The 12,927-nt window shown below is 48.0% G+C and carries 19 protein-coding genes; all 19 read right to left on the bottom strand.

The features are described from left to right. Positions 1 to 103 precede the first annotated feature (103 nt). The 19 genes from NFR90_RS03490 to NFR90_RS03410 all read right to left on the bottom strand — a co-directional run bounded on the left by NFR90_RS03490 (position 104) and on the right by NFR90_RS03410 (position 12,921). Entirely contained in the window at positions 104 to 424 is a 321-nt protein-coding gene (locus NFR90_RS03490; RefSeq protein WP_251450741.1) for a phage holin family protein, read from the bottom strand. 34 nt (positions 425 to 458) lie between these two features. After that, positions 459 to 1,166, bottom strand: a complete 708-nt coding sequence (locus tag NFR90_RS03485; protein WP_251450739.1) for a hypothetical protein — start codon at positions 1,164 to 1,166, stop codon at positions 459 to 461. Further along, the gene (locus NFR90_RS03480) at positions 1,159 to 1,524 is read right to left on the bottom strand and encodes a hypothetical protein (protein ID WP_251450736.1); all 366 of its coding nucleotides are present in this window, start codon (positions 1,522 to 1,524) and stop codon (positions 1,159 to 1,161) included. Before NFR90_RS03480 ends, NFR90_RS03485 begins: the two co-directional genes overlap by 8 nt. 8 nt (positions 1,525 to 1,532) lie before the next feature. Further along, entirely contained in the window at positions 1,533 to 2,939 is a 1,407-nt protein-coding gene (locus NFR90_RS03475; protein WP_251450734.1) for a hypothetical protein, read from the bottom strand. 12 nt (positions 2,940 to 2,951) lie between these two features. Then, a complete protein-coding gene (locus NFR90_RS11610; protein WP_277612790.1) occupies positions 2,952 to 3,074 on the bottom strand; it encodes a hypothetical protein in 123 nt (40 codons plus the stop codon). Between the two features lie 141 nt (positions 3,075 to 3,215). After that, a complete protein-coding gene (locus NFR90_RS03470; RefSeq protein WP_202074648.1) occupies positions 3,216 to 3,977 on the bottom strand; it encodes a phage tail protein in 762 nt (253 codons plus the stop codon). After that, positions 3,955 to 4,593, bottom strand: coding sequence for a YmfQ family protein (locus NFR90_RS03465; protein ID WP_251450732.1), 639 nt, complete (start codon positions 4,591 to 4,593; stop codon positions 3,955 to 3,957). Before NFR90_RS03465 ends, NFR90_RS03470 begins: the two co-directional genes overlap by 23 nt. Further along, positions 4,584 to 5,624, bottom strand: coding sequence for a baseplate J/gp47 family protein (locus tag NFR90_RS03460; RefSeq protein ID WP_251450730.1), 1,041 nt, complete (start codon positions 5,622 to 5,624; stop codon positions 4,584 to 4,586). Before NFR90_RS03460 ends, NFR90_RS03465 begins: the two co-directional genes overlap by 10 nt. Next, the gene (locus NFR90_RS03455) at positions 5,621 to 6,034 is read right to left on the bottom strand and encodes a phage GP46 family protein (RefSeq protein ID WP_160336442.1); all 414 of its coding nucleotides are present in this window, start codon (positions 6,032 to 6,034) and stop codon (positions 5,621 to 5,623) included. Before NFR90_RS03455 ends, NFR90_RS03460 begins: the two co-directional genes overlap by 4 nt. 6 nt (positions 6,035 to 6,040) lie before the next feature. After that, the gene (locus tag NFR90_RS03450) at positions 6,041 to 6,190 is read right to left on the bottom strand and encodes a hypothetical protein (RefSeq protein ID WP_251450729.1); all 150 of its coding nucleotides are present in this window, start codon (positions 6,188 to 6,190) and stop codon (positions 6,041 to 6,043) included. Positions 6,191 to 6,265: 75 nt separating this feature from the next. Then, the gene (locus NFR90_RS03445) at positions 6,266 to 6,799 is read right to left on the bottom strand and encodes a phage baseplate assembly protein V (RefSeq protein ID WP_251450727.1); all 534 of its coding nucleotides are present in this window, start codon (positions 6,797 to 6,799) and stop codon (positions 6,266 to 6,268) included. A 58-nt stretch (positions 6,800 to 6,857) separates the two neighbouring features. Beyond that, positions 6,858 to 7,178: a hypothetical protein gene (locus tag NFR90_RS03440; RefSeq protein WP_160336395.1), complete on the bottom strand. Its 321-nt coding sequence runs from the start codon at positions 7,176 to 7,178 to the stop codon at positions 6,858 to 6,860. 17 nt (positions 7,179 to 7,195) lie between these two features. Further along, on the bottom strand, positions 7,196 to 7,561 hold the full coding sequence (locus tag NFR90_RS11655) for a phage baseplate assembly protein (RefSeq protein WP_371873845.1): 366 nt from the start codon (positions 7,559 to 7,561) through the stop codon (positions 7,196 to 7,198). A gap of 134 nt (positions 7,562 to 7,695) precedes the next feature. After that, on the bottom strand, positions 7,696 to 8,019 hold the full coding sequence (locus tag NFR90_RS03435; RefSeq protein ID WP_160336396.1) for a hypothetical protein: 324 nt from the start codon (positions 8,017 to 8,019) through the stop codon (positions 7,696 to 7,698). A gap of 20 nt (positions 8,020 to 8,039) precedes the next feature. Beyond that, positions 8,040 to 9,137 (bottom strand): phage baseplate assembly protein, encoded by a 1,098-nt coding sequence (locus NFR90_RS03430; protein ID WP_160336397.1) that lies wholly within the window; start codon positions 9,135 to 9,137, stop codon positions 8,040 to 8,042. Between the two features lie 257 nt (positions 9,138 to 9,394). Beyond that, on the bottom strand, positions 9,395 to 10,618 hold the full coding sequence (locus NFR90_RS03425; RefSeq protein WP_251450725.1) for a DNA circularization protein: 1,224 nt from the start codon (positions 10,616 to 10,618) through the stop codon (positions 9,395 to 9,397). Continuing rightward, positions 10,618 to 12,159 (bottom strand): phage tail tape measure protein, encoded by a 1,542-nt coding sequence (locus NFR90_RS03420; protein WP_251450722.1) that lies wholly within the window; start codon positions 12,157 to 12,159, stop codon positions 10,618 to 10,620. Before NFR90_RS03420 ends, NFR90_RS03425 begins: the two co-directional genes overlap by 1 nt. A gap of 142 nt (positions 12,160 to 12,301) precedes the next feature. Then, on the bottom strand, positions 12,302 to 12,565 hold the full coding sequence (locus NFR90_RS03415) for a phage tail assembly protein (RefSeq protein WP_160336386.1): 264 nt from the start codon (positions 12,563 to 12,565) through the stop codon (positions 12,302 to 12,304). Then, the gene (locus tag NFR90_RS03410; RefSeq protein ID WP_251450720.1) at positions 12,565 to 12,921 is read right to left on the bottom strand and encodes a phage tail tube protein; all 357 of its coding nucleotides are present in this window, start codon (positions 12,919 to 12,921) and stop codon (positions 12,565 to 12,567) included. Before NFR90_RS03410 ends, NFR90_RS03415 begins: the two co-directional genes overlap by 1 nt. Between the last annotated feature and the right edge of the window lie 6 nt (positions 12,922 to 12,927).

The following is a 12,927-nucleotide window of genomic DNA, read 5'->3' as shown; positions in this document are numbered from 1 at the left end:
GACCTCTCGCAGTAGTAATAACCAAGCAGAAAGCCAAAGCACACCGCAATCGCTATAGCCGCTGATCTGCATAGGCGGATTGCCCATTCATTTAAAAAGACGCTCATGATTTAGCTCCTAATCTGTTATCCAGAAATCGTTTGATGTAGTGCGCAATAATTCGGACGCCGAGATATGCAGCCATAAATGAAATCCCGACGGCGGCAAGCTCGTTGACGCCATAGCCTTCAAGAATCCAGAAGACACCGATAGCGGTAACGCCTCCTGATAGTGCTTCCCACAGTGCTTCAAGGACAGAGAACTCAATTAGCTTTTCTTTTCGTTTTTCTCTCCAGTCGTCAACGTATCGGAGAAGCCCTGCGATCAGACCGAGACCTCCCACGCAGGCGATGAGAGTATTGAGTAAGTCAGTATGTTTAATCACGTAAAACTCCAATTAAAGAGTTATTTGAAGACGGCTACACAATGTCACCTATATCGGGCGGATACATCCACATAACCAGTCCTGACGTCACCGCCACACTGATCTGGCGAACGTCCTTGTAGTAAATAGTCAAAGTCTCTGGAATATTCACGCTCACATCTGCCTGCTCTCCATTCGAGTCGCTTATCATCAGGCCTCCAATTTCCTCGCCATCTGGCGTGCCGAAAAAATAGTAATAGCAGTAAATAGCACTGTCCCTCATTACCTGATAGGTATTGGTTGTGGTTTCCAGAAGCATCCGCATGCTCCCTATACGGTCTGCCGCAAGGGGCCTCCGAGAAAGCATCGTTGCAAATTCACCGTCAAAAAAACAAAAATTAAACCTAATCGTTCGTATTGGAGTATTCCTCTTGGCAGGATTTACCAAAGACAGAGGCTCATAGAATGAACGAGCCGAGCCATAAAAATCGCCCCATGTTCCATGAAACATTTCATAAGGGTCTGCGTCATAGCGATCTTTGTTTTTTAGCGCCGCTATTGTTTCTCCGTCCGCATCCAGAAGCTCCAAATTGAAGCACCCTCCGCATGGACCGGGAGACCCCGAACCATTTTCATGCCCGGGTGTATTCTTTGGGTCTCCACAGTAATCCCGGTCGTTGTATAGATAAGGAATACGAAGCGAAAAACATGCTTGCGGGGCCGCTGATAACGAGTTCATCAGCAATGTGGGACGGTTAAACATTTCCGCCTCCATTAAGCTGAGCCTCTAACTCGTTAATCCGAGCTCTCCAAGATTCTCTCTGGGTGATAACTTCCGAGTATTCCTCGATATTTGCCGCACCTTCCGCAATCTTGATAACCACATAATCAGTCTCTCGAAGTTGAGCCTTAAGCAAAAAGATTTCTCTTTCTGTCTGCACTTGAGCCGGAGGTTCCGGATCAGGCTCCTCCGTATATGCAACTCCGAGTTTTTCCCAAAACTCAGCCTTGTTTTCTTCAGGCTCCTCGCCAAAAGCCTTCCTATCTTCTTTCCAAATCGCCTGACGAACCGCATAGCCTGAACGGTATTCTTTCCCGTTAAAAGTATATTTTCGAAGCATATTTCCTCCTAGGCTGTAAGACTTAGGTAATTGATATAACCCTTTGCGTTGCACTTAAAGAAAACCAGAACTCCGCCTGTTTCCAACGTAGGAGCCTCTCCTCCGACAAAAGACCATCCGGCACCTACTACTATCTGCGGACTCACACTTGTAAGCCGAGCTACCTTGATCCAAGATGCATCATCAGACGAAATATCCGTCGTGCCAATAGCTCCGATCCCTCCAAAATCAAAAATGTCCGGGCTGTCCTTTCCCACTGTGTAAACTTTTTCCGCAGACGCTTCTTGCGTCGGCGTATCCTGGTAACCCGCAAGTGAGCCTCTGTTTCCGGTCCTAGGGACTAAATTAGAAACATCCGCCGCTTCGCCCGGATCACCTTTATCGCCTTTTTCACCTTTGAGCTCAGCTTTCTGTTCTTCGGTCAAGTCACCAAATGTCAGAGGATCGCCCTTATCTCCTTTCGGTCCTTTTAAAGCCTGCAATTGTTCAGCCGTAAAATCCGAATAGACAAAAGGATCACCTTTATCCCCTTTTGGAATCTTAAAGTTAAAGTGCGGCGACTCATCCGCCCCGCTTCTTTCCACTTCCGGACGAGCTCCACTATCGAGCATACTCACTTCTATGGAAATCTCCGGGGCGGGTCCCATAGGACCGACATCACCAAAAACAGCCAGGCACGGACCAAGGACAATTTCCGTTCCCTTCAGCTCGGTAAGCTCAAACACTTCGCCGCTGCTGTTGATAATATGATCTCCAACTTTGGCATTAGAATTCGGCGTTAAAGCGGCTGTAAGGTTAGTTCCCTCATGCGCGTCAGTAAGCCACCTCATCGAATAACCGGCTGAATTTACAAGTTCTTCGACCTGATTCTTCGAGAGCTGGATTGCATCAAGGATCTCTTGAGCCTGAAGCTTAACAAGATTGACCTGTTCCCCGCCCTTTGCATCCAGAGCCGCTATAAGAGTCTGAAGTTTCTCTTCCAGCTCCGCTGTCTTTTGCTCAATCTCCTCCCGGGAAGCGGCCGTGGCTGCATTAACTGCCGCAACCTGAGTTTCTCCTGCCTCTCTAACCTGAGCAACTTTTGAATCCGCCTCAGCCTGAGCCGCCTCTGCAAACTCTTTAGCTTTATTAGCCCAGTCCTGAGCATCTCCCGCGAATCCTTCAGCTTTGAACGCCCGCTGTCTGAAATCTTCGAAAATATCGGCCAGCTGATGCAGATTATTTTCATCTGGCTCAATCCCCGCGCCTTCGATTACATTCATGAATTCTTCTGTAATCATATGGTGCCAATAGGAACCCAGTGTAGTAGGCAGCCTGTTTAGAGAACGATCCCCGTCCTGAGGATAGCCATAGGACGGATTTTTCGGAGGCAGAGGTGGAGTATCCGATGCGTTTGCGTAATAAAGTCTTTTCATGATGCACCTCCCTTAACCCATCGTAAATCGGTAAGCGAATACAACCAGTAACCAAAGAACAACCGCAGCCATCCCGACAAAAATCCATCGAACAATCTCTGCAGCCAAGCAAAGTTTTGAGTTTTCCTGTGACATTTTCCAGACCAATTTGCAAATATGTTTTGTTAAAATGATTCTCATAGAGTTACCCTTATTAACTCCATACAAAAACCGCCTTGAGCTCGCTACTCTTGGCGGTTTGCTTTTAGATATTAAAAAAGCCCCTTTCGGAGCCTGTTAAATGTGAATATATACGGGAACCCTGCTGGCAGGCGGCTGAATATGATTTGTTCTGCCATATACAGGAGAACATCGGGACGCATCGAAGTCAACTCGCCAATGATCATCATCACTACCGGATCGAGACCCTTGGTTGTGACGCGTCCAAGTACGCCAAAAAGCCCCGGCCACCATACCCGTATCATTGTCAAAAGCATTGAAGTCACCAATAGTTCCCCAGATGGGAGGCGCCCCGGAATCAATATATTGGCCTACTCCCCAGTTAGATCCCCAAAGTACTCTATCGAGCAAATAAGGGATGTTAAAAGTGGTTGAGCCATTACCGCCGCCCCACGTCGTGCCGATCGCTCTAAACAGACTGGCATAAGTTGAACGACTTACGGCTCTCCCGTCGCATAGAAGCCAATTAGGGTTATTGATGAAGCAGCCTGTATAAATAATGAACCCCGGCGGGAAGGTTTCAAATTTATCCACTCTGTCGCTAACTCCTTTTAGCGCTTCATCGATTTTCTTCTCCAACCTTGTCAGTCTGGCCTCGATGCTCTGATTAAGCTGATCCAGTGTATTTTTATCCGGTGTTAAGCCGCCTCCCACAATCGCGTTTCTAATCTCCTCCGTTACCGCGTTATACCAAGGCGCCTTCGGAACAGTCGCAAGCTGTCCGCCTGTACTCGACCCGTCCGTCGGGTATCCCAAAGGGGCATCTTCCGCAAATCTTGGCTCAACCTGAACCACTCTAGCTCCGTATGCTCTGTCCATTTTCCTGTTCCTTATAATCCCAATAGCCAAAATAAAGTGTGGTATGCGCAGGCGCATATCGTCTTATCAAGCACTCAATCACCGAGTCTCCCCACCAAGCGAGCGCCTCTTTTGTTTCTCCGGTTACCTCATGCCACTGCAGCGTACTGTTTGAACCTCCGATGACATTGACGCGCCAAGTGTGAGGCCAAATGCCGTCGGCCAGCACATCGTTCACTCGGCTCATGACGCTATAGCCATTAAATTCATCTATCACAATGAGATAACCAAACATGGCCGCCAAATCGATAAAAAACTGCGGGGTCTGAGAGCCCACGGTCGTCATCTTCCAAATCAAAAGACGGCGTAACGTGTTGATATCTGTTGCGCCCCAGAGCTTTAAGCATTCATCCGGAAGGCCCCATTCTTCCAACCACTCGGGAAAGGTTTCTATCGCAAAGCGAGGGTCCGCCTCAGTAATCAGCGCATTCGCTCTTGAATCAATGCGTGCGAGCTCAATAGCCCAGACCTCAAACATCATGGCATACAAACTGGCCGAATCCCCTCTTGGCCATACCGGTCCCGGAGGAAGAAGCTCTTTGAGCATGCCTACATACTCGTTTGCCGTTACTGCCATGAAATCTCTCCCAGAGTCGGAAGCTCGTTATTTGTCTCCGGAACCGGATCAGCTGTTGGAAAGACGACTGAATGATCCTCCTCTCCCAAAGCTGCGCTAATCGCCGCTCGAATGTGAGATAAGTAAATCCTTTGTCCCGGCACGCCTTCTCGAGCGAATAAGTCTTTGAGCTCTTGTCTTACCGCCTCCCGAACTTCGGCGTCATCAGGCAGAAGCCCCGCGATCGTAATATTTACCGGTCGAACTTTAGGAGCACTGACATACAGATGAGCCGTGACCGGACGAAGCTTATCGATATGCTCAAACACCTTATCAAGCATCGCCTTATCCGGAATAATCTCATCCATACCGTCACAGACGAATCTAACCGTGACAGTGCCTTCTCCTTCCTCCTTCGGAAACGCCCAAGCTCTGGTTACTCCGGGTACCTCTAAGGCCCACTGGACATAATCCGATTCCGTCCCTCCGTGCGGAGTTTCTCTAACTCTGGAAAGAAGCCTTGCCCTCAGACTCTCGTCCGCTTCAGCCTCACTTCCTCCGCCAAGCTTAATAATTGTGACCTCGCTGTAGACACCGCTAATAGGCGAAACTAAGGTCAAAACATCGTCCTCCAGCTGATTGCCGGATATACCTTCATTTAACGCTTCTACAGATGTGCTTCCATTGGAGGCTGTCGGCCCTGTGGTCTTGTACTGGATGCCGTCATCGGACTGAAGTATGGTACCTTCAGGTATATTGACAAGGTCCGCGGAAAAACGAAAGATAACCTCGCCGGAAGCTTTTGTCGCCTTCTTTCTGGTCAATCCATAAATAGAAGCCCAGCGATCCAAATAATCACTCTCAGCCGTATCAAAAAACTGCTGTCGGTTCAAGTACTCGATATAGCCATAGAGTGAGTGGGCCGCACCAGCCAGTACTCGATCAAAGACTTTGGCATTAGAGCGCCTCATCTGCGGAACCGATAACCGGCTTTGGGTGTCTCCGTCAAGCCTTTCAATGATCTCTTTTAGTGTTGGTCTCTCAAAACTCATAACTTACTCCATACGTCAACAAAGCGAGCGGTAAGTGTTTTCTGGTTAGGACGAACAATTTCAATGAGCAGGTTAAGACGATCGATCCCGTCAAGCTCAGCCTTTGCGATCACTTCACTTGCAATATTGTCTTCAATCATCCACTGAAGCGCCTCCTGAGCGTATTCTTCTGCCAGGGCCAACGTTTCAGTGGTAAGGCTTGAGCGCATCAGCAGCCAAAGCCGTGAACCGAACTTATCTCCCTCTTCAGAAAAAGAATCCGCCCACCAACCCATCTTGGATTCAGTCGGTCTTTCGTCATCGTCCTCTGCTCTCGCCCAAGAAAAAAGGCTGTTCACCACAGCCCTCGCTAAATCATCCTTGGCAAAATCCGTTAGAGTTGCCTCGGCTCCGTTTAAATAAAATTGCATTGCCCCTCACTTAAAGGCATCTCTTATCGCCTTTACCGCTTTTGCTATTGTCCACACCGCCAGCCCATAACCAATTAAGTAAAGAGGCAGTGCGGCATACCAACTTAATGAGTCCGCCATCTTCAACATTCTCGCTAAATCTTGTAAAATATCCATATTGCTATAGTTTTCACGTTGTGAAAGAGCCCGCCTGAGTTCGCTGCTCAAACGGGCTTAATTTTTTGTTCTGCATTACATCTTTTGGTCCGGAGTTGCTCCGCCGTTATGCGTATGACCGTTGTAAGTTCCTCTCATACCGGCCATAGAGTAAGCGCCTCCTTTATCTTTGATGTCGCCTTTTGCAACGATATTGCCTCCGACTTCAAGATTTCCCGTGCATTTTGTCAAAGGAGCATCTACTGTCACCGAGGCCGAAGTGTTTACCAAGACCGGACTGGAAACGCCCTCTACCCTTATCCCGTCGCGAGAGAGATAGATTTTTCTTCCAAGATCATCAAAAACACAAACCTCTCCATCTTTCAGATCAGTCGGGCGATAGCGGCGATCCGTAACAACGACGGCAAGAGTTTGATCACGATCCCCGCCTAAAGCTAATCCAATAGCTTCAGCTCCGACATGAGGCTCAGAAGTAAAACCGTATGGTTCAAAATGCTCTACCGACTCTCTGATATCTCCACCCAGAAGCTGAATCTGCAGTGTTCGAAGTTTTCGAGCTCCGTTCTTGGCTGAGAGCGTCGCTCTGTTTATTAAAGCTTTTAAATTCATTTTCGTTAGGCAAAAATAAACCCGCCGAATTGGGCGGGTGAGTCTATAAAAGATGCAATTAGAATCTGCGCGGTTTACCAGCCAAGATTTCAGCAAGGGCTCCTGCATCGTCTAATCTAAAATCTTGGGACTTACGTATGGTTATCTCTGCTTGCAGTTTTTCGCGGAAAATCTTTTCTTCCATCTTTCGTTTTTGCTCCGGGCTGACGTAGACCATACCCTTCATATCTTCTTCAGTGGCATACAAGGCCGGATCCTTCCATCCTGGAATATGTACACAATTAGTTTCGTAGCCTTCAGGAGTGCGATCGCATTTAGTACCCGCAAAAGAAGGCAGTACGAAACAAAGAGGAACTAAAGCAAAAAGAATCTTTTTCATATCTACCACCTCGACTTTTAAGTCTTTCCACTGTCTTTCTTTATATCACTATTCTCCTCAATTCTAATCTTTTTTGCGTCAGGTTCAGAAAATAAATTAAAGCGAGATTTTGTACTTAATGTCATTACTGACGTTGTTCCACTACTACTCAGAGAGTATGTGATTTGTGTTGTGATCCACGAAGCGTTCTCAAATGGTCCCAGCATCGGATCTTTAAACCCAATAACTGAGTTAACCCTCCACAACTCTCCATTGCTCTGTCTCCAGCCCTGAACCTTGTAAGTTAGAGTATCCGACTCTCCCGCATTCACTTCTTTGATAATCTCCGCCTTTTTCTGAAGAATCTCCGTCGAAGCGTTCCAGGCTCTTGCTTTACAAACCACCTTGCACGCTTAACCCACCCATCTTAAGCTGTTCCTTTAAGATGATTAGCTGATACCGGAAGCTCGCTTGTCGGATTAGCGGTTTGGCAAAAACAAAACCCGCCGAATTAGGCGGGCGACGTGCATTTTTCAACTCAGCGGACTTTCCTAGGAACGCCAGAAAGAATATCTTTGATAGCCTGTTCTCTTGTTGCAACTCGATCCTGATACATTCGAGCGGTGATCTCATTCTCCAGAGCTTCTTTGAAAATCTTTTCATCCATCTTTCGTTTTTGCTCGGGACTAACGTGCACCATACCTTTCATATCTTCTTCGGTGATATGAAGCGCTGGATCTTTGTAATCCGGGTCGAAGACCCAGTCTTGCTGTCCTTTTTCATTAATGAAATAACGAACATCAGCTGATGCACTGCTCGCGACTGTCAGTAAGAAAAACACGAACAACAACCGAATCGACATATCAACCTCCGAAAGATAAATTAAATTTTACCAGAGCCAATCTTTATTTCGGACAAGTTCGATGTTTCTCCAATAGTCTTACTGTCCTTCTCTTCCAGCAGTCGAAATGCTTGAGGTGAAATGCACGTGAGTTCGACGGTTGATCCTGCAGACGACAAACTGTATCCAATTTTGCTAATCAATAACGGTATATTTTTTATTTCCAGTAAAGAATCGAAAATACTAACCTTGGTATTAACCTTCCACAGCTCGCCGTTGTTCTGCCGCCAACCCTGAACTTTGTAGGTTAATGTATCGGACTCCCCTGCGTTCATATCTTTGATAATCTCCGCCTTTTTCTGAAGAATCTCCGTCGAAGCGTTCCCAGGCTCTTGCTTTACAAACCACCTTGCACGCCGAACCTCTGGATCTCGGGCCGTCGCTTTGAGATGATTAGCCGACACCGGAAGCTCACTGGTCGGGTTGGCGGCCTGTCCTAAGGTAACGTAATCACTAAACCTCTTCGACGCATCCTGAGTACGTTTACCTTCAAGAATATTCTTCCCTAGTTCCAGAGTGTCGTGTGCATTACCTCCGGATCCGGCTTGAGCAATAACCAAGTTACCCGCCTCATCATCCGTAAGCAGAATTCCGTTCTTCTGAAGATATCGGGTCACGGCAGCACCTACAGTTTCCGTCGGGGAAAACTCTAAATTTCTCCTATCCACCGATTTCACTTGATCCACAACGCCAATTCCAAACGGAGCGCACACCGCCTTTAAGTTCTGCTCATGCGTCTGATTCTTGTAGGAGTTCGCCATCCCGTGCGGCATGCAGCAGTCCTGTAAGTCGACCGTCTTACTCGCGCCCGAGATAGTAATGCTGATTCCGGAGGCAGAATAACTTACCTCCCGCTTAGTAACGTAACCGGTCAGAACAAGATCGTCCCCAATAAATACCTTCACCTCATCCTGAGGCTGAATACCTATAGTCAGGTCTTCTTTACTTCTGGTTGACCTAACGGAGAAGACTCTGGCCAAGCTTTGAAGCGTGCAGGTAATACTCACATCCAACCAGTTCTCGTATTTTCTGCCGTTGACAAAAAGAGTTACGGTGTTATCTGAGATTTTCTTTGGCATGTCGCTCCTTCTCCCAAACCGCTATTTTGTGCTCCCAATACATTTGAGATTCGATCTCCTCCAGCACATCATTTCCTTTCCATGTAAGATTCGGACCTTCTATTAACTTTTCCCTGCAAATAAGATCCAAGTGGTATTTAAATTCTTCTTCTGAATAGCCTCGCCCGGGGTAATACGTTGACCACTCATACCCTTGTGCGCATACATTCAGAATATCGTACAGAATATTCCGATCTCTCCTCACTTAGCTTTCCTCATTACTCATTCAACAATTTCAGCGGCACCGACGGCACAAAACCTGAGTGCCGGATCTTATTTCTCCCGACAATCTCCGGCTCTCTGGTTGAGTCTCCGTAATAGTCATAAGCTAAAACCAGCGCCGGAGTCACCGCCGAAGGCGTAAACGTTACGAGCCTTGCCTGATTCTCCGCTCTTTGCGTAATTGCCTCATACACTGCGGAATGAGCCTGATTTAACGCTTCATAGACCGCATCGTTTCGGGTTCTAAACATCTCGGAATCAATCGCCTCAAGAATGTTGTCCCGAACCAAAATCAAATCGTCGTACGGAGCTGTTTGAACCGCCACAGATGTATCTGCTCTATCGTTTTCGGAGCCTACTTCAGAAGCGGCGAGCACCGCGTTTGAAATAGCGGACTGCCTTACAAGCGTTTGGATTGCCGCGTTGGCCGCCTCAATTCTCTCGCTTGTTGTCCTGGAAGCAGCTACTGCAGACTCCGCGCTGCTCAAAGATGACTCCTTCGTAAGCAGGCTGAATCTATTGGCGACATCGCTCCAGGCATGAACAGTAGAGGCAAAGCCCTGAAGTCCAAGAACATCCATAAGCCTTTGCCCCAATGAGCCCGGAGAGCCGCTAACTAATGTAATCGCATCGTTAGCTAAATCAGCCAAGTCATCAGCCAAATCGAACGCTTGATAGATTCGATTCAAACTTTCTGCTGAAAGAAGCTTTGTAAAATCCTCTCCCACCGTCTTCTTAACAAAGTCCTGAGCTCCGGCAATATCAAATTCTTTGATAAATTCGTCAAAGGCGGAATTGCTTAACGCGGATGCGGCCTTTAAACAGCGCGAACCCGCGTCAACAATCGAATTCGGAAACTCTAACTTGCCGCTTTCAACAAAGTTAAGTGTGACGGTGGAGAGGCGGTTGGATTCAAACTTCGGGGAGGTAAGATCAACGGCCACCACCTCCATGGTACCAAGCCACGGATGAATAAGCCTGCCCGACCCTTGTTTTTCACAAGCCGCAATCAGACGCTTCATCCGGGTAATATAGTCGGCTCCTATCACATACGCAGTCAGCGTAATAGTCCTTTTAGAGCGTCCCAAATCTTCGGTAAACGGCGTATCTCTTTGCGGATACTCAAAAGTCTGAGTCCGCCTGCCCACCTTAAAATCTGAACTTGTAACCTCAAAGGGCACCCCTCTAAAGGAGGCGCGTCTTAATTCCGGCGCGTTCATCAGTCAGCTCCCACAAAAGCATAATTTCCGGTCTCTGCTCTCATATTTCCTCCATTGGAGTCTGTTTTTTCTACCTGAGCGTTCAATCCCTGCGGAACCTCGACTCTGACAGTCAGCTGGTTATCAATCTCAGTCCTAGGCCCCATCAAACCTTGAGTCATAGAAGAGACTTGAGAGGAGTCCAGCATCGGAGCCTGCGCCTGATGATTCTCCTGAGCAGAAAATCCGAGCATTTTCTTTGCCGAGCCTTTGATTCCTTCCCATGAAAAAGTGTTTTTAATACTGTCCCATGTCGCGCAAAGACCGTCCCAAAGTGCGCGGATGTTCTTACAAGCATTGTCCCAGGCGATAGAAAACCCTTCAGGCAAACCGCTTAAAACCTTTGATAAGTCCGGGAAGGTTTTCTCAAACCAAGCCGTGATTTCATCCCAGTTCTTCCATAAAGCCACACCGGCAGCGACTGCACCGGCAAGAATCACGCCCCATGGACCGAACGCGGAGACGAACGAAGCCCCCACGCCGTAAAGCGATTGACCGAGGCTAATCATATTCCCGGCAAGCATTAGACCGATGGCAGCGCCAAATCCCTTGATAATCGTGTCCCATCCGCCGATCGAGTCCACAAACTTCATGAATCCGTCGATACAGTTGAAAATACCGTTTACCACTGCCTCAAAGTTAATTTGAGCGATGGCCGAAGAGATCTTTTCAAAGATCTTTTCCAGCCTCTGAGCAATTAAATCTTTATTGGCAACTATCCAATCCTGAAGCCTCTTGACAATGCTCTCGATGATCGGAGCAAGCGAAGCGCCGATGGTGGCCGATACACCGTCTAAAACCTGAGAAAACTTACTCAGTGTGTCCGTAAGATGGGCAGAATCAGCCACCATCTTATCGGACATGACAATGCCAAGCTTCTCTGCCTCGCCGCCCATGTCATCGAGCCCTGCCGCTCCGCTCTCCAATACCGGTATCAGCTGTTTAGCCAAATCATCGCCGACAGCGGCCGTTAGAATTCTGAGCCTTACCGCAGGAGATTCATTGTTCTTAACCGCCTGAGCAAGATTGCGCATGACATCGGCCGCATCGCGAATGTTTCCCTTAGAATCCTTGAGAGAGACACCCAAGCGCTTAAAAATAGCTGCGAGCTCCTTATTTTCTCCTCTGGCTGCTTTCCCCATGTTGTAAGTCAGCTTAACCAGAGCTTGATCCATCTGCTCAGCTGACATACCTCCGAGTCCGGCAGCATAGCGAAGTTTCTGTAAAGAAGCGGCGCTCACGCCGGCTCTTTTACTGGCCTTATCGATAGAATCGCCCAGAGAGGTGAACTTATCCATTGCCGACTTTAGACTGAAGCCGCCAACTCCGCCTAAGACTGTCAGGGGCAAAGCGAACTTACCGGCCAAAGCGGCCGAGGATTTGCCTAAGGCGGAAAAGGAGCGCCCGAGCTTTCCGAAATTAGAGTCTATCTTCTTGAGCGCGGGGCTTATCTTATCCGTCGCGGAAAGGATGGCCTTGAGGCTGTACTCTTTTCCCGCCATTTTTTATCTTCCTCCATAATGCGAAGAGCCTCCTTCGCAAGCTCAATCACTCTTGAAAAAGGCTCTCTTGAGAGCTCCGTGGGTCGTTCTCCCCAGAAGCGGGCCGTGTTGTAAAAAACTTTCACGGCCGTTTTCTTCCGCGCTAGTCCGTACTTGTAAAAAAATCAGACACCTTACCGATTAGGGCCATGGCGTCCCTAATCCCCAGTGCGCCGACAGCTTCCTCCGGAAGACCTGAACAGACCACAAGGTATTTGCGAAGCAATTTAAGCTTTCCATCCGGCTCGGTTTGATCACCGGGCAGGCCAAGATCGCAAATTTCATTAAAGGTCGGTTCACGCAGATCCACTTTTTCTATCCTGTTGCCTGAAACAGTGATAGGCGTCTTCAGTACGTACGAAGCCATTACGACCACCTCCCGTTAGTTCCCACAAATTTCATTGCGACAGTTCCCGCGTCACTGTCATAGTTCATCTCTCCTTCAATGAAGGCCTCTGAGAGCGTATAGCTCTTGCCGTTAGCCAATTCAGCCACCACCGTTGCCGTGTCCATAGTGGACAGTTCTTCAATCGGGAAGTCTTCATCCATTAGGAACGTTCCGTCAATGTACGGCGCGATCGGCGTCTCCTTGTAATTAACGGAGCCGTTGGTCGACACAATGCTCTCTTTTGTGGTTTTCGAAAGCGGAATGGTCAGCCCTCCGGAGATATCCATCGTTCTGCCGTTGACAGTAATGTGGCAGATTCCTGCAATTCTTGACATTAAATC

It is taken from the genome of Parasutterella muris, from assembly GCF_943193095.1.
Classification (GTDB): Bacteria; Pseudomonadota; Gammaproteobacteria; order Burkholderiales; family Burkholderiaceae_F; genus Parasutterella; species Parasutterella muris.
The sequence above is the reverse complement of the archived record's forward strand: the minus strand, read 5'-3'. Positions and strand labels throughout refer to the sequence as shown.